This window comes from Aequorivita soesokkakensis (genome assembly GCF_001641085.1).
In the GTDB taxonomy this organism is placed as follows: domain Bacteria; phylum Bacteroidota; class Bacteroidia; order Flavobacteriales; family Flavobacteriaceae; genus Aequorivita; species Aequorivita soesokkakensis.
On sequence record NZ_LXIE01000012.1, the window covers coordinates 161030 to 178716 of the forward strand.

The window sequence follows — 17687 nt, forward strand, 5'->3', positions numbered from 1 at the left end:
ATAAGAAATCAATAATTGAAATATTTAATATAAGTGTCTAAATCCTTGTCCCCACGCCCGCTTAAATTCACAACAACAACATCATTTTGATTGAATTTTCGTGTTTCAAAAATGGCAAGCGCGTGGCTGCTTTCAATTGCGGGAATAATGCCTTCAAGTTTGCAAAGCTCTAGTCCTGCCTGCATCGCTTCATCATCGGTTATTGAAATAAATTCACCTCTTCCGCTCGCAAAAAGATTGGCATGCATCGGCCCAACTCCTGGATAATCCAAGCCTGCCGAAATAGAGTAGGGCTCCGTAATTTGTCCGTCCGCCGTCTGCATCAACAGCGTTTTACTGCCGTGAATAATCCCCACTTTTCCCAAAGCTGAAGTCGCTGCGCTTTCGCCACTGTCAATTCCTTTTCCGGCAGCTTCAACAGCAATAATTCCAACTTCAGGTTTATCCAAATAATGATAAAAAGCACCCGCGGCATTACTTCCGCCGCCCACGCAAGCAATCACAAAATCTGGGTTTTCGCGACTTTCTTTTTCTTTTAATTGTGTTTTTATTTCTTCAGAAATCACACTTTGAAACCTTGCAACCATATCTGGATACGGATGTGGCCCCACCACGCTACCTATTATATAATGTGTATCCACCGGATTATTGATCCAATCGCGAATGGCTTCGTTGGTGGCGTCTTTTAAGGTTTTGCTACCGCTTGTGGCGGGAACTACTTTGGCGCCCAACATTTTCATACGGGCTACATTTGGTGCTTGGCGTTTAATGTCGATTTCGCCCATAAAAACAATGCATTCCAAACCCATCAATGCGCAAACGGTTGCGGTAGCAACCCCGTGTTGGCCGGCTCCTGTTTCAGCAATTATTCGGGTTTTGCCCAAACGCTTTGCCATTAAAATTTGGCCGATTGTATTGTTTACTTTATGTGCGCCTGTGTGGCAAAGGTCTTCGCGCTTCAAATAGATTTTGGTATTGTATTTTTCCGAAAGTCGTTTTGCAAAATACAGAGGAGTAGGTCTTCCCACATAATCTTTCAACAATTGCCGAAACTCCATTTGAAAAGATTCTTCTGCCATTATTTTCAAATAATTCTGCCGAAGCTCTTCAACATTAGGATATAGCATTTCGGGAATATACGCTCCGCCAAACTCGCCGTAGTAACCCTTTTCGTTTACGTTATAATTCATTTTTGAATCTTTTTAAATCTTCAATATTTTTCAATCCCGGCTCAATTTCAAATTTGCTGTTTACATCAATCGCGTGAATTGGAAGGTCGGTTTTTAGTAATTCTTTTAATTCATCAACTTCTTCCAAACCAATGCCACCACTTAAAAGGAAAGGAGTTTCGTATTTGTAGTTTTTTAAAACTTCCCAATTAAAGGTTTTTCCATTGCCACCGTGATTATCACCTTTGGTATCGAATAAAAAAGCATCTACTTTTTTTACAAAATCACGTGTTTTGGAAAAATCGAAAGAATCGTCAACGGGAAAGACTTTCCAAACTTCATAACCATCCCAAAATTTTAACCGTAAATACATATTTAGTGTTAGCACAAATTCCTTAGTTTCATTGCCGTGAAGTTGAATAACATCCAAATTGTATTTTTCAAAAGTTTCGAGAATTTCCTCTATTGTGGCATTCACAAAAACGCCAACTTTCTTTATTCCGAGCGATAGCGAAGGAATCTCTTCCAAATCAAAAAACCTCGGACTTTTTTCATAAAAAATAAAACCCAAATAATCCGGCTGAAGCTTTGCAACTTCAGCGATGTTGTGTTTCATTCCGCAGATTTTCAGCCCCACCCCAGCCCTCCCCGAGGGGAAGGGAGTTTGATTTTTTTCTATCATCTTAATTTATCTATAAAAGCTTTTGCAGTTTCGCCGGGATTTTCAGTTTTCATAAAATTTTCTCCAATCAGAAATCCTTCAAAACCGTAGGTTCTCAAATCTTTTATGGTTTCTGTGTCGCTGATTCCGCTTTCGGAAATTTTTACAAAATCGGCTGGAATTTCTTCTGAAAGCTTTTTACTGATTTCAATATTTACTTTGAAATTTTTCAGATTTCGGTTGTTTACGCCAATCATATCTACATTCGGCAAAAGTGATTTTTGAAGCTCTTCGAGATTGTGAACTTCCAATAAAACATCGAGCTTCAAGCTTTTCGCCAAAAACGAAAACTGCTTCAATTCTTCTGCTGAAAGACAAGCGGCGATTAATAAAATTGCGTCTGCTCCATAAGCTTTTGCTTCATAAATTTGATAAGGATCAATGATGAATTCCTTCCGAAGAATTGGAATTGAAACTGTTTTTTCAGCCACTAATAAATCATCCAAGGAACCGCCAAAAAAGTTGGAATCCGTTAAAACGGAAATTCCCTTTGCACCTGCAAGTTCATATCCCGAAACAACTTCGGGTAACAGAACTTTGTCGTTTATAACCGATTTGCTGGGCGAGCGGCGTTTGTGTTCCGCGATAATTCCAGTTGTGGAAATTCGCAACGCTTCTGCCAACGATTTGGTTTCTTTTGCAAAAAGTGGAAATTTTTCCAGTAATCGCACGGGAATTGCTTCCTTTTTGGCGGATACTTCCTTGCGTTTATAAGTTGTTATGTTATCTAGAATTGTCATTCGGTTTTTATTATTTTTTTGTCCGGTCGAGCGCAGTCGAGACCTCATTTTTTTTAGTACTATTTAGTTCTCGACTGCGCTCGAACTGACATTTCATTTTCTATTTCGATAAGTGTTTTAACTTTTTCAATGAATCCAATGCGTTTCGGGATTGTAAAGATTCCATCGCTTTTTCAAACCCTTCTTTTATGGTACAATTTTGAACTACTGAAATCGCCATTCCGGCATTTGCACAAACCACATTATTTTGGGCTTCGGTACCTTTTCCGTTTAAAATATTCAGAAAAATTTCGGCTGAATCTTTTACCGTTTCGCCACCAAAAATTTCTGATTCCTCAATTTGTTTCACACCGAAATTCTCAGCAGTCAAAATATTTTCCGAAGCTTTTGAAATCACTTTTACTGGTCCCGTTAACGAAATTTCATCATAACCATCCATCGCGTGAAGCACAGCGTAAATTTTCTCGCTTTTTTGATAGAGATAGCCGTACATCCGTGCCAGTTCCAAATCGAAAACGCCAACCAATTGATTCTTCGGAAACGAAGGATTTACCATTGGTCCAAGCATATTAAAAAAGGTTTTTACACCCAATTCCTTGCGGATTGGCGCCACATTTTTCATAGCAGGATGGAAGAGTGGCGCGTGCAAAACACAAATTCCAGCTTCGTCCAAACTGCGTTTCAGAAAATCTTTTTCATTACTGAATTTTATGCCCAACGCTTCCATAACATTGCTGCTTCCGCTTACGGAAGAAACGCCATAATTGCCATGTTTGGTGACTTTTATTCCAGCGCCCGCAGTTACAAAAGATGCCAAAGTTGAAATGTTAAACGTGTTTTTTCCATCACCGCCAGTTCCGCATAAATCAATAGTGTTGTATTCGCTTAAATCAACCGATAGACAAAGGTCCAATAATGCATCGCGAAAACCTTCCAGCTCTTCCAAACTCACATTCCGCATCATATAAACAGTCAAAAAAGCGGCGATTTGACTTTGGTTGTATTTCCCTTCGGAAATGTTTACCAAAACGGTTCGAGCCTCGTCTTTGCTGAGTTGTTCGTGGTTTATTAATCTGTTTAAAATCTGTTTCATTGTTAAGTCGATGAGTCGATGAGTCGATGAGTTTATAAGTTTAGAAGCAAATACTGCCAACTGTTATTGAAAACTGAAAACTTTCTTTCAGCTTTCCACCCAGTTTTTAATAATCTGTTTTCCCATTGGTGTCAGTACACTTTCAGGATGAAATTGTACTCCGCAAACATCATAAAACTTATGACGGATGGACATAATCTGTCCATTTTCATCTACAGAAGTAACTTCCAAAACCTCCGGAAAATTTTCTTTTGAAACTACCCAACTGTGGTAACGGCCTATTTCGAATTCTTTTTCAATTCCCTTAAAAAGTGGTTCGTTTTCCTTTAAAATTATCGCTTTCGTTGCAACGCCGTGAAAAACCTTACTCAGGTTTTCCAACTTTCCGCCAAAAACTTCACCGATGGCCTGTTGACCCAAACACACTCCAAAAATAGGTTTTGAAGTTGCGTATTTTTGGATTACTTCTTTCAATAATCCTGCTTCATCGGGAATTCCGGGACCGGGAGAAAGCAGGATTTTGTCGTAGTTTTCTACTTCTTCCAAATAGAATTTATCGTTTCTTCTTACGGTTACTTCGCAATCCAATTCCTCTAAATAGTGAACCAGATTGTAAACAAAACTGTCGTAATTGTCAATTACTAATATTTTCATATTTATATGTTTTCCGCTAATTCCAGCGCTTTTGTAAGTGCGCCGAGTTTGTTATAAACTTCCTGCAATTCGTTTTCTTCATTGCTTTCCGAAACTACGCCAGCACCAGCTTGGTAATGCAATGTATGGTTTTTGCTCACAAAGGACCGAATGATAATTGCATGATTAAAATTACCGCTGAAATCCATAAAACCAATGGCACCGCCATAAAATTCACGACTTCGGTTTTCATATTTTTCCAGCAATTGCAGCGCTTTATGTTTTGGTGCGCCACTCAAAGTTCCCGCGGGAAAAGTGTCTGCAACAATCTGCATCGTTGATGTTTCGGGGTTTTTCGTTGCCGTAACTTTGCTCACTAAATGAATTACGTGTGAAAAAAACTGAACCTCGCGATAGGTTTCCACTTTTACGTTCGTGCCGTGGCGGCTCAAATCGTTTCGTGCCAAATCAACTAGCATTACGTGTTCGCTGTTTTCCTTTTTGTCTTCGGAAAGTTTTTTGGCTAGCTCGGCATCCTGCTCGTCGTTTCCGGTACGTTTAAAAGTTCCGGCGATGGGGTGGATTTCTGCCGTGTTTCCTTTTACGACCAATTGCGCTTCGGGCGAACTTCCAAAAATTTTAAAATTTCCGTAGTCGAAATAGAAAAGATAAGGTGAAGGATTCACACTTCGCAAAGCTCTATAAACATTAAATTCATCACCCGTAAATTTCTGCGAAAACCGTTTGCTCGGCACAATTTGGAATACATCACCGCGCTGGCAATGCTCTTTGCATTTTCGCACCAACGCTTTAAAATCTTCATCGTTAAGATTTGTGGTTCGTTCGCCGTTTCTTTCAAAAGGATATTCGGCAAAACTTTTCGCCTTTAAAATTTGCTCAATCTGCGGAATATTGTTTTCAGCTTTAAAAGTGTGGGCAAAAATATATGCTTCGTTATTGAAATGATTTATTGCAATTATGTTTTGGTAAACAGCATAGTATAAATCGGGCATTTCAAGATTTTCCTCTTTTTTTGAAAGTTCAATATCTTCAAAATAACGAACCGCATCAAAAGCCATAAAACCGAAAAGTCCGTTATTTATGAATTTATACTTTGAGGTTCCTTCGCTTTCGCTCGGAAGGAAAGAAGAAGCAAATTCATCTAAAATAGTTGGAACATTGTGTGAACATCCCCCTAAATCCCCCTTCGAAGGGGGACTTTTTAAATCGATAATCGAACTTTTCCCATCGGGAAATTGCTGAAAAATGATTTCGTTTTCAACTTTTATAGATGCAATTGGGTTAAAGCAGATATAACTGAAACTGTTGTCGTTGGCGTGATAGTCGCTGCTTTCCAGCAAAAGGCTGTTCGGAAATTTATCGCGCAATCGCAAATACACCGAAACCGGCGTGAGCGTATCTGCCAGCAGTTTTTTTGAATATGTTTTTAAATTATATTTCATTTCGTCAAAATATGTGAATAAAAAAAGGCTTGTCGTGATTGACAAGCCTTTTCGTATATTTTATACTACAGGTGTTCTGCTCACGAGTTTTGCCGTAAGTTTTTCCACCACCAAGTATTTTGTGTAAATGTGTTCATTGTTTCGGGTTCAAATATAGAATTTTTTTTGAAGCCAGTTTTCTTTTATTGAAAAATTTAAGATTTCGATTCTGAAATGAAACTTTTTGTCAATAAATAAGTCTATTAATCTTACGTTAATGATTTGTTTTAATCGTTTCACTTTCAATATTTTTAGCAAATGAAATTACTGCCAGCTATTCTTTTTGTTTTGATGTTTCAAAGTTGTGCCGAAAAAAAAACGGATGCAAAAATGACCGAAGCAACTTCTGAAGTTGCGATGAAAGAAAATCTTCAAACCAATGAAGAAAATTTCAATCCAAAAAAAGTTGTTTCCCTCAATTTTGACGAGCTTCAAAAGAACTATTTTCAAAAGAAAAACGATTCCATTTATGTTATAAATTTTTGGGCCACCTGGTGCAAACCTTGCGTAAAAGAACTTCCCGCTTTTGAAAAATTAGCTGTGGATTATTCCGATAAAAAAGTAAAAATACTTTTGGTAAGCCTCGATTTTTCTGATATACTTGAAAGCCAAGTGATTCCGTTTATCAAAAAAAACAACATACAATCTGAAGTTGTTTTGCTGGATGATGCAGATGCAAATAGCTGGATACCGAAAGTTTCGCCGGAATGGAGCGGTGCCATTCCCGCAACCATCATTTATAACAAAGATAACCGTAAATTTTACGAACAATCCTTTACATTTGAAGAACTTGAAACAGAAATAAAATTATTCCTCTAAATCTATAAACTATGAAATCAAAAAAAATACTTTACACTTTAGCCTTTGCTGTTATTGCGATAACGGCTTTCGGTAGTTGCAAAAATGAAAAGAATCAGAATGCAGAAGATGTTGCAATAAATGAAAATATTGAAGCAAATAACACAAAAACTGTTTCAGAAAATGCAGCGGTTGGTTATAAAATTGGTGACGAAGCCACAGATTTCAAACTGAAAGACGTAACCGGAAAAATGGTTTCACTTTCAGATTATAAGGATGCCAAAGGTTTTATTGTAATTTTTACCTGCAATACCTGTCCATTTGCGGTTGCAAGTGAAGAAAGGATAGTTGCCTTGGATAATGAATTTAAACCAAAAGGATATCCAGTAATTGCCATAAACCCCAACAATCCAATTGTTCAAGAGGATGATACTTATGAATTAATGCAGGCAAAGGCGAAAGAAGCTGGGTTTACATTTCCGTATTTGTTTGATGATAGCCAAACGGTTTATGCAAAATATGGGGCTACAAAAACGCCGCACGTTTACCTACTCCAGAAAGAAGATGGAAAAAACATTGTGAAATATATTGGCGCCATTGACGATAATGTGAAAAATGCTGCTGCCGTGAAAGATCGGTTTTTAGCGAATGCCGTAAATGAGCTTTTGGAAGGAAAAGAGGTTTCCGTAAAGGAAACCAAAGCTATTGGCTGTTCCGTTAAGCAATAGATTTCTGAAAATAATTTTTTAAGAACCGAAAACGTTTTGTTTTCGGTTTTTTTAATTTTAAACGTTTGGTATTTATTATTTTTACTGAAAATTTTTAAAAATGGCAGATTTAACACAACAACAGTGGAGTGAGCAATTGGAAAAGGATGACAATTCGGTAATTCTCGATGTTCGCACCGATGCGGAATTTGAGGAAGGCTATATTCCCGGAGCAATACAGATAGATATATACAACGGAGCCGAGTTTCTTCAACGCGCAAAACAATTAGATCCTCAGAAAAACTATTATGTGTATTGCCGTTCCGGCGGAAGAAGCGGGCAGGCCTGCATGTTGCTAAATTCCGTAGGCATTAAAAATGCTTACAACCTTAAAGGAGGGATTATGGAATGGAAAGGAGAAACAACAAATTAAAAAAATGATTATGAAAAAAATAGCTATTCTTTTCGGACTTACTTTAACCCTGTTCTTTACGGCCTGTAAAGACAAAAGTTTCGCACAGGAAATAAAGGTTTTGACGCCAGTTGAATTTAACGATGCAATGACGCAGAATAAGGATGTTCAATTAGTTGATGCCCGAACGCCGGAAGAATATAAGGAAGGCCATCTTCAAAATGCATTAAATATTGATGTCTTGGAAGCGGATTTCAAAACTAAGGCTGAAAAATTGGATTTGGAAAAACCCGTTTATGTTTACTGCCGAAGTGGAAAAAGAAGCGCCAAAGCAGCCTTGATTTTAAAAGACATTGGTTTTAAAGAGATTTATGATATGCAAGGCGGCTATCTTCTTTGGGAAAGTGAAGGGCTTCAAAATAAAAACTAAATTTTCTTCTTAATTTTTTAACGAATTGGAAGTGTTGTAGTTAAACTGACGCTAAAGTCTCTTTTTTAAAATCTCCATAAGCAAACGCTTCGTACCTTCAAGTAAGAAAACCTTTGTTATGGAAAGTAGAGAAGAAATAGTACGTCAGGAAATGCGAAACCTTATTGCCGCAAGTTGCCTTTTTGAGAAACGTCCCTCTAAAGAATTCACAGCATTTCATAAAAATTTATTGAATTTTTTCTTCAATTCAATAGATGTAAACATTGATTATGAAAACAATTTGATTTCTATTTGGAACTCAAAACCTTTGACGATGGATCCAATAAGGCTTTATGATTTAAACGAAGCAATTTCGGATAGGGTAGGTTATAACGATTTGGAAGAAACATTAATCGGGTGTCTTGAAGAAGGCCAACTTCAGTATAATTTTTATAAAAAATTGCTTTTTGAATATGGTGATTCCATTAAAGATGGGGACATGTTGAGTGCTTAAATCAATTTTCGATGAATTTGAATCCAGCCGAAATTAAACTGTAATGTAAGCCAGTGTCGCGTTTGTAATAATCGTATTTTAAATCTACACTTTTCAAACCGAAATCAGCAATATGGAATTTTGCAAAAATATCTGTATAGCTAATTCCAAAGCCGTATTGGTTTGCGGAAAATTTAGAAAGGTCAAAGTCAGAAGTATAAAATTCTTCTGTAGAAAGCGCTACATTATAGGGGTAAAAATAATCTGCCGCAGTCTGGTTATAAAAACGATAGCTTGGATAAAGCGTAAATTTATCTGTAATTTTTATTGGAATTTCAATACTCGCTGTGTGCGAGCTTATTCCCCAATCATCAAAATAGTAACGATAATAGGTCCTTAAGACGAACATTTCATTTATAAAATAATTCAACCTCCCTCCAATTGCCGTTTTAAAACGTGTGTCGGGCAAGCGTTCAATATCATCAGCCAGTTGAAAGTTTTCTAGAAACCGATCTGGAAGATCATTAAAATAAACTCTTTGGAAGGGTGTAGAGAGTAAGCCTTGCTGTTGCACTAAATCTAAAGAAAGTGATCCCTGTAGATTTTTTGAAAGTATTTGCGAAAATCCGAAACCTAGTGAATACGAATTTCGGTTTTTTTTATCCAATCCATTAAAAGAAGAAGATTGGCGCAATTCAATTGGGTACAATAATTTCCAAGTATCTAAGTAAACATTTGCGTGCACGCTTAATTCTGTATTTTTTTCATTAAAAAGTTTTGTGTAGTTTCCTCCAAAGCCAAAGGAGAAATAATCAAACTCTGAAGAAACGGAGACTTTAGCGCTTAAAATATCGTTTCTACTATCGCTACTGTGCGAATAATTAATATTTCCACCAAACCACACATCGCTAGAAGATGCTCCCGATGATGCTACAAAAGGGTCGGCTTGGCCGCCGCCATCAAAAGGGTCAATATTACTGGAAGAAGCTGAGGTGTATGCTGAAACACCTGCGTCAATCGTTAAAACATCGTCGTCATTTAAAGGAATTGCAACTACTATTGTGGGAGTTAAATCAGTAAGTTTTTCTGTGCCAATACCACCGCTAACGGCAGCATTTTCACCATCCTGGCTGTAATAACTTGCAAGAAAATCTACTTCGGGGGCTTCAAGCACACGTTTTTTATATGTTGAAATTGAATCCTGCGCAAAGATTGTTGCTGAAAAAAATATGATAAATAAACCGAATAAATTCTTCATATAAATATTAATTACAGCCGCAACCACCGCCAGTTTTACCTCCGTTAGCTCCTGACGCAGCCTCACGATATGCCTGTGCATTTATCTCAAACCTATCAACGGCTTTGTCGCCTAAAACCATATCGGGATCATTGATGTTTACTTTTTCATATTCCTTAACAACTGTACAGGAACTAAAAAATCCCAATAAAATTATACTCGAAAGAATTATTATCTTTTTCATTTTTTATTCTGAATTTCAATATTTTCGGAAGTGAAAATTTCTCCTTTTTCGTCAATAATAATGCACTCTATTTTTGGGAGTTGGTTTATAAAATCAATCCCGACATCCTTTCCCATCACAAAAATTGAAGTGGCGAGGGCATCGGCAATTTCAGCTTTTGGTGCAAACACCGTAGCACTTATAATTCCTGTTGCGGGATAGCCAGTTCGGGGGTCAATTATGTGTGTGTAGCGAATGTCATTAAAAGTAACATATTTTTCATAATTGCCGGAAGTTACTACTGCATTTTCATTTAGTGGGAGTAAAGCAAAAGCTTTGTTTTTATCCAAGGGGTTTGTGATAGCTACTTTCCAAAATTCTCCGTTGGGTTGTTTTCCCCAAGTATTCATATCGCCCGAAGCATTTATAATTCCTCCGCTGACACCTTTTTCCATTAAAAGTTTTTTAGCTTTATCTGCTGCATATCCTTTACCAATGCCGCCAAAACCTATTTTCATTCCCTCCAATTTTAGAAAAACCGTAAAATTTTCAGGATCGAGAACAATGTTTTGATACCCTATTTTTGAAACAGATTGCTTTATTGCTTCTTCAGAAGGCATCTCTGTCATACTGCCGTCGAACTTCCAGATTTTATCCATGGAGGCAAAACTGATGTCGAAAGCGCCGTCGGTCAATTTTGAAATTTCAATGGAGCGGCCAATTAAGTTGTAAAGTTCTTCATCAACCTTTACTGGTTTTATGCCGGCATTTCTATTTATTTCTGAAGTCTGCGAAGCAGGATCCCAAGAGGAAATTAGTTTTTCAATACGGGATATTTCACCAATGGCAAGATCAATATATTTGTTTGCTTCTGTGGAATCTTTGGCAACAACCGTAATTTCAAAACGGCTGCCCATCAATTTTAGGGTGCGCTTAAAAATTTCCTGTGAGAACGTGAAATTCACACAAAGTAGCGCAATTAATAATGAGATTATCTTTTTCAAAATTATTTTACAAAGGACTCCAGTTTTTCAATATATGTAGCAGGGGTGGTCTTTTCATAACCCGCTTCGCCCAAAACCTTGCCGTCTTTATCTAAAACAACTACGAAGGGAAAGTACCCTTGCTTATTATATTTTTCGGCAAGTAGATTATTTTTTTCTTGTTGGTCATCGGTCAGGGTGTTTGCTTTTTTTCGCGGAAAATCTGCCTGAAGCATAACAAAATGTTCTTTGGCATAGGCTTTAAATTCTTTGGAACTCCATATTTCCCGATCCAGTTTTATGCAGGGCGCGCACCAATCACTTCCTTGGAAGACAAGGACGATAGGGCGGTTTTTTTCGGAAGAAATTTGTTTTGCGATTTCAAAATCGGTTTGCCATTCTTGGGCGGAAAGTGTGATTGAAAATACAATAGCAACAAATGCTATAATTAGGTTCTTCATAATAATGAGTAAATAATTTTAATAACGTATTATATTCAAAATTAGTGCCGAGATCCCAATTAGCTTCGCAACTTTTTCAAAAATAAATTAGAGGGTTAAAAATCATCCTTTTGGTTCATCCGCCGAAGGCCCATAGCTGCCCGGCACGGGAATATTTAGCAATCTATAATAAACGCCCAGTTGTGCACGGTGGTGGGTAACTTGGTTTAGCCCATGCCTAATGGCGCCGTACTTACTCCATTCCATAATTTTTTGGCCGTTCATCCGTATGCTCCAATTGAGTTTTAAGTCTGCTTCTTTCGCATTTTCCAAAGCTTTCATGCCAGCTTTATACTGTTTTTCCAACTGTTGCAACAAATCTTCTTTACTGCCCATTTTCTCGGGATTATAGCCATCGGCAAAATCCAAATATTCGGTATTCAATATAACCTGCGGCCAACCGAAAATATCCACAATATGCGTTGTTAAATCCATTAACTTCATACTTTTTGTATGTGGGGCATAATCGTTTTTGTTCTTTGGAAAGTTATTCAGAAATTTTTTGGTGGTATTGTATTCTTCGGAGAGCTCGTCCTTTAAATTTTTTAGCGTATCCATAATTTTTATTTTAAAAATCCAATTATTCTTTGCACAACTAATTTACCCATTTAAAAGCATTTTTTCAATAGGAAATTCCTTTAAATTTGCAGTCTAAAATCCTTTCAATTGGCAAAACAGATAACAGATACCATCGTAATGATTCGCCCAGTTGCGTTCCGAATGAACGAACAAACGGCGGTCAATAATTTTTTTCAGGAAGACATAGCCCTTAAAAATGCTGAAATTAACACCAAAGCACAGGAGGAGTTTGATGCTTTTGTTCAGAAACTACGTGCGGTGGGTGTAAATGTAATTGTTGAAAACGATGATTTAAGAATGGACACGCCAGATTCCATTTTCCCGAATAATTGGATCAGTTTTCATGAAAATGGAGATATTGGTCTTTACCCAATGTTTGCTGAAAACCGCCGTCGCGAAAGACGTGAGGAGGTTTTGATCCGTTTGGAAAACGAAGGTTTTATAATTAATAATGTTTATGATTATACTCCCGCTGAAGACGAGGGAATCTTTTTGGAAGGTACTGGCAGTCTTTTGCTGGACCGTGTAAACCATAAAGCCTATTGCGCGCTTTCTGCTCGCGCTGATGAAGAATTGCTGATTGAATTCTGCGAGGATTTTGAATATCTGCCGGTTATTTTCACCGCAAACCAAACCGTGGACGGAAAACGATTGCCCATCTACCATACCAACGTAATGATGTGTCTTGCTGAAAAATTCTGTGTAATTTGCTTAGACACAATTGACGATGCTGCGGAAAAGAAAAATGTGGTTCAACATCTTAAAAAAGACGGAAAGGAAATAATTAAAATATCCGAAGCCCAAATGCACCATTTTGCGGGCAATATGCTTCAGCTACAAGGAAAGGATAAAAAATATTTAGTGATGAGCGCCGCTGCGCACAAAAGCTTAAACAAAGAACAGATTTCGGCAATTGAAAAGCATTGCGAAATCTTGAGCAGTGACCTTACAACCATAGAAACCTGCGGTGGCGGAAGCGCTCGCTGCATGATGGCAGAGGTATTTCTTCCAAAGGGATAATTTTAAACCAAAACTTCTTTTTTCGTAATATTTTTGATCATTCCGCCAAAAATGAAATAGTGGAAGGGTAGCATCAAATACCAATATAATCTTCCCCACAAACCTTTTGGACGGAATGTAGCAGTTTGTATCAATTCATTTTTATCGTTGATGCAGAATTCCAGCCAAGCTTCACCCGGCAATTTCATTTCGGCAAAAAGAAGGAGACGTTTGCTTTCCCTATCGGCATAAAGTACGCGCCAAAAATCCAGTACATCTCCCGTGTAAATTTGATTGGGGTGTGTTCTACCACGCCGCAGTCCAACCCCACCAACAATTTTGTCCATAAAACCGCGAATTTTCCATAACGAATTTCCATAATACCAGCCACGCGTGCCGCCGATGGCCCAAATATTGTCCAACACTTTTTCGGGATTATCTATTTGTAAAACTTTTCTATCTTTTAAACAGCCGTATTTTGGAACTTGGATATATTCCTTTAAGTTCGAAATTCTACCTGCAACCAATGAATCTTTCCAACTTGAAATCACAAGGTTTTGCTCAATCTTCAAAAAGGCTTTTTTGATAGCTTCTTCGTAAGAAATGGGTTGAATATTTAAAATTTCCTGTAATTTATTATCCCTAGCAACAACTTCCATTTTCATACTATCCACAAGATTTACAGCGAGTTTATAGGAAGTTGAGGTTACGAAATACAACCAATACGATGAAAGCCGTGGCGACATAACCGGAACGGAAATTATCCAAAGTTTCAAACCACGGATTTTGGAATATTTCAGCAGCATTTCTTTATAAGTCAGTACATCGGGTCCACCAATATCAAATGACTGATCAAAACATTTTTCATTATCCAAAACCCCATAAAGAAAGGCAATAACATCGCGAATGGCGATGGGCTGGATTTTTGTTTTTAGCCATTTTGGAGCGACCATTATGGGCAGTTTTTCACATAAATCCCTGATAATTTCAAAAGAAGAACTGCCGCTACCAACAACAATTCCAGCGCGAAGCACGGTTAAATGATAGTTGCCCTTATATAAAATATCTTCTACTTTTTTTCGGGATGAAAGATGTTTTGAAAGTTCTTCCTCATTTACAATTCCACTTAAATAGATAACCTGCTTCACAGAAGTTACGGCCATATATTTATTAAAGTTTTCCGCAGCGCGGGCTTCTATTTTATCAAAATTATTGTCAGACCCGCTCATTGAATGAATTAAATAATAAGCAGCATCAATATCTTTCGGAAAAGATTCTGTGTTCACTTCTTCCGCAAAATCAACCTCAAAAACGGTTACCTTTTTAATGGTTTCAGGATCCAGCGGGAGCCTTGTTTTATCACGAACCGCACAAATTATTTCGTGTCCGTTTTCGAGCAATTCTGGCAGCAATCGCATCCCTATATAACCATTGGCTCCTGTAAGTAGAATCTTCAATTGAAAAGTTTTGTTTAAAGATAATTTATAATTATTAAACAACAGTTAAAAACCCGTTAAGTTATAGCTGTCTTTATTTTTCAAAACGGTATCTTTAATACCTCAACCAATCAAATCTAAGGGTCATGAAAATTTTAAAAATTGTATTGTTAATTGTGGGTGTCGTTCTGATTATTTTCGGACTTTACAACGCTTTTGTTCCGCAACAAGTTTTAGATATAGGTCCTTTGGAAGTCAATGCTAAAGAGGGTTTAAGCAATCAAACTTTGGGAATGATTGGTATTGGGGTTTTGGCACTTATTGCTGGTGCGTTGCTTAAAAATCGCAGCTAATTTTTAAATATTTATTGTTTTAAGAATTGAAATTACAGCGGCGCTAATATATTCCACGCCTATTGAAATTACGATAAAACCAACAATTCGTGAAATAGCGTTGATGCCGGAAGCGCCCAGAAACTTGCTGATGTAATGCGAACTTCTTAAAATAATAAACGTTGCCAAACCAACTGCCAAAACCGCTAAAATAACCCAAACTATTTCTGTGGTATTTTGATATTTCTGATTGAAAGTTATCAATAATGAAATGGATCCAGGTCCCGCGAGCATTGGAATTGCAAGGGGTGTAAGTGAAAATTTTTCACGCTTGTCCAAGTCTTTTTGAACGCGTTTGTTCTTCATTCCTTTGTGTTTCGAAAAAGTTCCCGTCAACAGCGCAAAACCGGAAGTAACGATTATCATTCCGCCCGCGATTCGCAACGCATTCAAACTTATTCCGAAAAAAGCCAATAAATAGGTTCCTGCGAAAAAAGAAATAATCAAAATAACAATCACATTTATGGTGGTTAAAAGTGAAGTTTTGTTTCGTTCTTGAATGCTCTCGTCACTTGTCAATCCTACAAAAACGGGTACAGTTCCCAAAGGGTTTATTACCGAAAAAAGTGCTGCAAAAACATATAAAAAAATGTCCATAGTTTTTTCGGCAAAGGACGTTCGGTTTTGGGTTTTGTAGTTTACCAAAACTTTAAATGAAGGTTATTAGAAGGCTTCGGGAAAATTCTGAATTCTGAATTCAGAATTCTGAATTCAAAAAAAGTATCTTTGCACTTTAAAATGTTACTATGACGCTACAGCAAACATTGGAAACCCAAATTAAGACCGCAGTTGAAAAATTGTACGGTGCAAAACTTGAATCGGTAGAATTACAGCCCACTCGCAAGGATTTTGAGGGCGATATTACCGCAGTTGTTTTCCCAATGTTGCGCGTGGTTAAAGGAAATCCGGCACAGATTGGGGAGGCTATTGGCAATTATTTGGTTGAACATGTTTCTGAAATTGAAAAATTCAACGTTGTTCAAGGGTTTCTGAATATTGTTTTGAGCGATTCCTATTATTTGAACTTTTTCAATTCCGTGGGAGATTTTTCTTCCTTCGGAAAAGTTCCGCAAGGAAATGAGGCGGTAATGGTTGAATATTCCTCGCCAAACACAAACAAACCTTTGCACTTGGGGCACGTTCGAAATGTTTTGCTCGGCTATTCCGTTGCCGAAATTGAAAAAGCTGCCGGAAAAAAAGTCTATAAAACCCAAATTATCAACGATCGCGGAATCCATATTTGTAAAAGTATGCTGGCCTGGGAAAGGTTTGGAAATGGTGAAACGCCCGATTCAGCAGGATTAAAAGGAGATCACTTGGTGGGGAAATATTACGTAAAATTTGATAGTGAACTCAAAAAGCAAGTTGAACCAATTTACAAATCTTATTTAGCTGGAAATTATCCTGATAATTTTGTCAACAAAATAACATTTGAAGGTATGAGTCAATATATTGAATCTGCCAAAAATGATAAGTCTGAAGAAGCACAAAAAAATTTAAAAGTTTTTAAAGAGCAAATCTATGGATATGCATTGTATAGTACCGAAATAATGCAATCAGCCCAGGAAATGCTCCGAAAGTGGGAAGCGGGCGATGCAGAGACCGTAGCACTTTGGAACAAAATGAACGGCTGGGTCTATAAAGGTTTTGAGGAAACCTACAAGTCCATTGGCGTAGATTTCGATTTTTATTATTACGAAAGTGATACCTATTTGCTCGGAAAAGATATTATTGAGGAAGGCATAAAAAAAGATGTTTTCTTTATGAAAGACGACGGCTCCGTTTGGTGCGATTTAACCGAAGATGGGCTTGATGAAAAACTAGTTCTGCGAAGCGACGGCACAGCGGTTTATATGACGCAGGACATCGGTACTGCCGTGCAACGCGTTAAAGATCACCCAGACGTTGGCGGAATGATTTATACAGTGGGCAACGAACAGGATTATCACTTTAAAGTTTTGTTTTTAATTCTTAAAAAACTGGGCTATAGTTGGGCTAAAAATCTTTTTCATTTAAGTTATGGAATGGTGGATCTTCCTTCGGGAAAAATGAAAAGCCGCGAAGGAACCGTGGTTGACGCCGATGATTTGATTGCTCAAATGACCGATACTGCCCGAATCATTTCAGAAGAACTTGGAAAGATCGACGATTTTTCAAAAGAAGAAAAAGAAACACTTTATAGAATGATCGGTTTGGGGGCTTTAAAATATTATATATTGAAAGTTGACCCTAAAAAACGGATTCTTTTCAATCCCGAGGAAAGTGTGGATTTTCAAGGGAATACGGGCCCGTTTATACAATATACCTACGCACGGATTCAGTCTATTCTACGAAAAGCTGGAGAGGTATCTCCCGAAGCCTCGGGAGCACTCGACCTAACAGCTGTTGAAATGCATCCGAAGGAAAAAGAACTTATAAAAATTATCCAGCAATTTCCTGAAACCATTCAATTGGCAGCTGAGAATTACAGCCCGGCTTTGATTGCTAACTATACTTATGATTTGGTAAAGGAATTCAACAGTTTTTATCAAAATGTGCCAATTCTGGCAACAGATAACGAAACTGAAAAAGCATTCCGTGTGAAAATTTCAAAAGCAGTGGGCGAAATTATAAAGAGTGCATTTGCTTTGTTGGGAATTGAAGTTCCGGAAAGGATGTAGC

General features: G+C 37.5%; 21 protein-coding genes. 8 read left to right on the forward strand and 13 right to left on the reverse strand.

All coding sequences use genetic code 11. The annotated features are described in order from the left end of the window. Positions 1–8: 8 nt before the first annotated feature. The 6 genes from trpB to A7A78_RS07010 form a co-directional block, all read right to left on the reverse strand. On the reverse strand, positions 9–1190 hold the full coding sequence (gene trpB, locus A7A78_RS06985) for a tryptophan synthase subunit beta (protein ID WP_068761725.1): 1182 nt from the start codon (positions 1188–1190) through the stop codon (positions 9–11). Further along, complete coding sequence (locus A7A78_RS06990) at positions 1180–1785, reverse strand: phosphoribosylanthranilate isomerase (protein WP_094746069.1); 606 nt, start codon at positions 1783–1785, stop codon at positions 1180–1182. Before A7A78_RS06990 ends, trpB begins: the two co-directional genes overlap by 11 nt. Before the next feature lie 62 nt (positions 1786–1847). Further along, positions 1848–2630 carry an indole-3-glycerol phosphate synthase TrpC gene (trpC, locus tag A7A78_RS06995; RefSeq protein WP_068761726.1) on the reverse strand — a complete coding sequence of 261 codons (783 nt, stop codon included), beginning with the start codon at positions 2628–2630 and terminating at the stop codon, positions 1848–1850. A gap of 100 nt (positions 2631–2730) precedes the next feature. Continuing rightward, a complete protein-coding gene (gene trpD, locus A7A78_RS07000; RefSeq protein WP_068761727.1) occupies positions 2731–3723 on the reverse strand; it encodes an anthranilate phosphoribosyltransferase in 993 nt (330 codons plus the stop codon). A gap of 87 nt (positions 3724–3810) precedes the next feature. After that, the gene (locus A7A78_RS07005) at positions 3811–4377 is read right to left on the reverse strand and encodes an anthranilate synthase component II (protein WP_068761728.1); all 567 of its coding nucleotides are present in this window, start codon (positions 4375–4377) and stop codon (positions 3811–3813) included. A gap of 2 nt (positions 4378–4379) precedes the next feature. After that, complete coding sequence (locus tag A7A78_RS07010) at positions 4380–5819, reverse strand: anthranilate synthase component I family protein (RefSeq protein WP_068761729.1); 1440 nt, start codon at positions 5817–5819, stop codon at positions 4380–4382. Positions 5820–6116: 297 nt separating this feature from the next. On the opposite strand from A7A78_RS07010, the gene A7A78_RS07015 reads away from it, so the two are divergent. The 5 genes from A7A78_RS07015 (at position 6117) to A7A78_RS07035 (ending at position 8698) form a co-directional block, all read left to right on the forward strand. After that, on the forward strand, positions 6117–6677 hold the full coding sequence (locus A7A78_RS07015; RefSeq protein ID WP_068761730.1) for a TlpA disulfide reductase family protein: 561 nt from the start codon (positions 6117–6119) through the stop codon (positions 6675–6677). An 11-nt stretch (positions 6678–6688) separates the two neighbouring features. After that, positions 6689–7384: a thioredoxin family protein gene (locus tag A7A78_RS07020; protein WP_094746062.1), complete on the forward strand. Its 696-nt coding sequence runs from the start codon at positions 6689–6691 to the stop codon at positions 7382–7384. Between the two features lie 100 nt (positions 7385–7484). Next, a complete protein-coding gene (locus tag A7A78_RS07025; RefSeq protein ID WP_068761731.1) occupies positions 7485–7796 on the forward strand; it encodes a rhodanese-like domain-containing protein in 312 nt (103 codons plus the stop codon). Positions 7797–7806: 10 nt separating this feature from the next. Then, the gene (locus A7A78_RS07030; protein ID WP_068761809.1) at positions 7807–8205 is read left to right on the forward strand and encodes a rhodanese-like domain-containing protein; all 399 of its coding nucleotides are present in this window, start codon (positions 7807–7809) and stop codon (positions 8203–8205) included. 118 nt (positions 8206–8323) lie between these two features. Beyond that, positions 8324–8698, forward strand: a complete 375-nt coding sequence (locus tag A7A78_RS07035; protein WP_068761732.1) for a hypothetical protein — start codon at positions 8324–8326, stop codon at positions 8696–8698. 1 nt (position 8699) lies between these two features. On the opposite strand, the gene A7A78_RS07040 is transcribed toward A7A78_RS07035, so the two are convergent. The 5 genes from A7A78_RS07040 to A7A78_RS07060 form a co-directional block, all read right to left on the reverse strand. Then, on the reverse strand, positions 8700–9935 hold the full coding sequence (locus A7A78_RS07040; RefSeq protein ID WP_068761733.1) for a DUF3570 domain-containing protein: 1236 nt from the start codon (positions 9933–9935) through the stop codon (positions 8700–8702). Positions 9936–9942: 7 nt separating this feature from the next. Continuing rightward, positions 9943–10158: a DUF4266 domain-containing protein gene (locus A7A78_RS07045; protein ID WP_068761734.1), complete on the reverse strand. Its 216-nt coding sequence runs from the start codon at positions 10156–10158 to the stop codon at positions 9943–9945. Then, a complete protein-coding gene (locus tag A7A78_RS07050) occupies positions 10155–11144 on the reverse strand; it encodes an FAD:protein FMN transferase (RefSeq protein ID WP_423190700.1) in 990 nt (329 codons plus the stop codon). The genes A7A78_RS07045 and A7A78_RS07050 overlap by 4 nt, the downstream gene beginning before the upstream one ends. Next, positions 11144–11581, reverse strand: a complete 438-nt coding sequence (locus tag A7A78_RS07055; protein ID WP_068761736.1) for a thioredoxin family protein — start codon at positions 11579–11581, stop codon at positions 11144–11146. The genes A7A78_RS07050 and A7A78_RS07055 overlap by 1 nt, the downstream gene beginning before the upstream one ends. A gap of 102 nt (positions 11582–11683) precedes the next feature. Next, positions 11684–12178 (reverse strand): DinB family protein, encoded by a 495-nt coding sequence (locus A7A78_RS07060; protein WP_068761737.1) that lies wholly within the window; start codon positions 12176–12178, stop codon positions 11684–11686. A 138-nt stretch (positions 12179–12316) separates the two neighbouring features. Here A7A78_RS07060 and ctlX point away from each other — a divergent pair, with 138 nt between their 5' ends. Then, the gene (ctlX, locus tag A7A78_RS07065; RefSeq protein ID WP_068761810.1) at positions 12317–13219 is read left to right on the forward strand and encodes a citrulline utilization hydrolase CtlX; all 903 of its coding nucleotides are present in this window, start codon (positions 12317–12319) and stop codon (positions 13217–13219) included. A gap of 2 nt (positions 13220–13221) precedes the next feature. Here the strand turns inward: ctlX and A7A78_RS07070 are convergent, their stop codons facing one another. After that, entirely contained in the window at positions 13222–14655 is a 1434-nt protein-coding gene (locus A7A78_RS07070) for an SDR family oxidoreductase (protein WP_068761811.1), read from the reverse strand. Between the two features lie 125 nt (positions 14656–14780). Here A7A78_RS07070 and A7A78_RS07075 point away from each other — a divergent pair, with 125 nt between their 5' ends. Continuing rightward, entirely contained in the window at positions 14781–14987 is a 207-nt protein-coding gene (locus A7A78_RS07075) for a hypothetical protein (protein WP_068761738.1), read from the forward strand. A gap of 3 nt (positions 14988–14990) precedes the next feature. Here the strand turns inward: A7A78_RS07075 and A7A78_RS07080 are convergent, their stop codons facing one another. Then, positions 14991–15623: a MarC family NAAT transporter gene (locus A7A78_RS07080; protein WP_068761812.1), complete on the reverse strand. Its 633-nt coding sequence runs from the start codon at positions 15621–15623 to the stop codon at positions 14991–14993. Between the two features lie 149 nt (positions 15624–15772). Here A7A78_RS07080 and argS point away from each other — a divergent pair, with 149 nt between their 5' ends. Then, the gene (gene argS / locus A7A78_RS07085; protein ID WP_068761739.1) at positions 15773–17686 is read left to right on the forward strand and encodes an arginine--tRNA ligase; all 1914 of its coding nucleotides are present in this window, start codon (positions 15773–15775) and stop codon (positions 17684–17686) included. Position 17687 lies beyond the last annotated feature (1 nt).

Coding starts and splice junctions, on each gene's coding strand:
- trpB (WP_068761725.1), bottom strand. CDS start 1,190: ATGAATTATAACGTAAACGAAAAGGGTTACTACGGCGAGTTTGGCGGA.
- A7A78_RS06990 (WP_094746069.1), bottom strand. CDS start 1,785: ATGAAACACAACATCGCTGAAGTTGCAAAGCTTCAGCCGGATTATTTG.
- trpC (WP_068761726.1), bottom strand. CDS start 2,630: ATGACAATTCTAGATAACATAACAACTTATAAACGCAAGGAAGTATCC.
- trpD (WP_068761727.1), bottom strand. CDS start 3,723: ATGAAACAGATTTTAAACAGATTAATAAACCACGAACAACTCAGCAAA.
- A7A78_RS07005 (WP_068761728.1), bottom strand. CDS start 4,377: ATGAAAATATTAGTAATTGACAATTACGACAGTTTTGTTTACAATCTG.
- A7A78_RS07010 (WP_068761729.1), bottom strand. CDS start 5,819: ATGAAATATAATTTAAAAACATATTCAAAAAAACTGCTGGCAGATACG.
- A7A78_RS07015 (WP_068761730.1), top strand. CDS start 6,117: ATGAAATTACTGCCAGCTATTCTTTTTGTTTTGATGTTTCAAAGTTGT.
- A7A78_RS07020 (WP_094746062.1), top strand. CDS start 6,689: ATGAAATCAAAAAAAATACTTTACACTTTAGCCTTTGCTGTTATTGCG.
- A7A78_RS07025 (WP_068761731.1), top strand. CDS start 7,485: ATGGCAGATTTAACACAACAACAGTGGAGTGAGCAATTGGAAAAGGAT.
- A7A78_RS07030 (WP_068761809.1), top strand. CDS start 7,807: ATGAAAAAAATAGCTATTCTTTTCGGACTTACTTTAACCCTGTTCTTT.
- A7A78_RS07035 (WP_068761732.1), top strand. CDS start 8,324: ATGGAAAGTAGAGAAGAAATAGTACGTCAGGAAATGCGAAACCTTATT.
- A7A78_RS07040 (WP_068761733.1), bottom strand. CDS start 9,935: ATGAAGAATTTATTCGGTTTATTTATCATATTTTTTTCAGCAACAATC.
- A7A78_RS07045 (WP_068761734.1), bottom strand. CDS start 10,158: ATGAAAAAGATAATAATTCTTTCGAGTATAATTTTATTGGGATTTTTT.
- A7A78_RS07055 (WP_068761736.1), bottom strand. CDS start 11,581: ATGAAGAACCTAATTATAGCATTTGTTGCTATTGTATTTTCAATCACA.
- A7A78_RS07060 (WP_068761737.1), bottom strand. CDS start 12,178: ATGGATACGCTAAAAAATTTAAAGGACGAGCTCTCCGAAGAATACAAT.
- ctlX (WP_068761810.1), top strand. CDS start 12,317: ATGATTCGCCCAGTTGCGTTCCGAATGAACGAACAAACGGCGGTCAAT.
- A7A78_RS07075 (WP_068761738.1), top strand. CDS start 14,781: ATGAAAATTTTAAAAATTGTATTGTTAATTGTGGGTGTCGTTCTGATT.
- A7A78_RS07080 (WP_068761812.1), bottom strand. CDS start 15,623: ATGGACATTTTTTTATATGTTTTTGCAGCACTTTTTTCGGTAATAAAC.
- argS (WP_068761739.1), top strand. CDS start 15,773: ATGACGCTACAGCAAACATTGGAAACCCAAATTAAGACCGCAGTTGAA.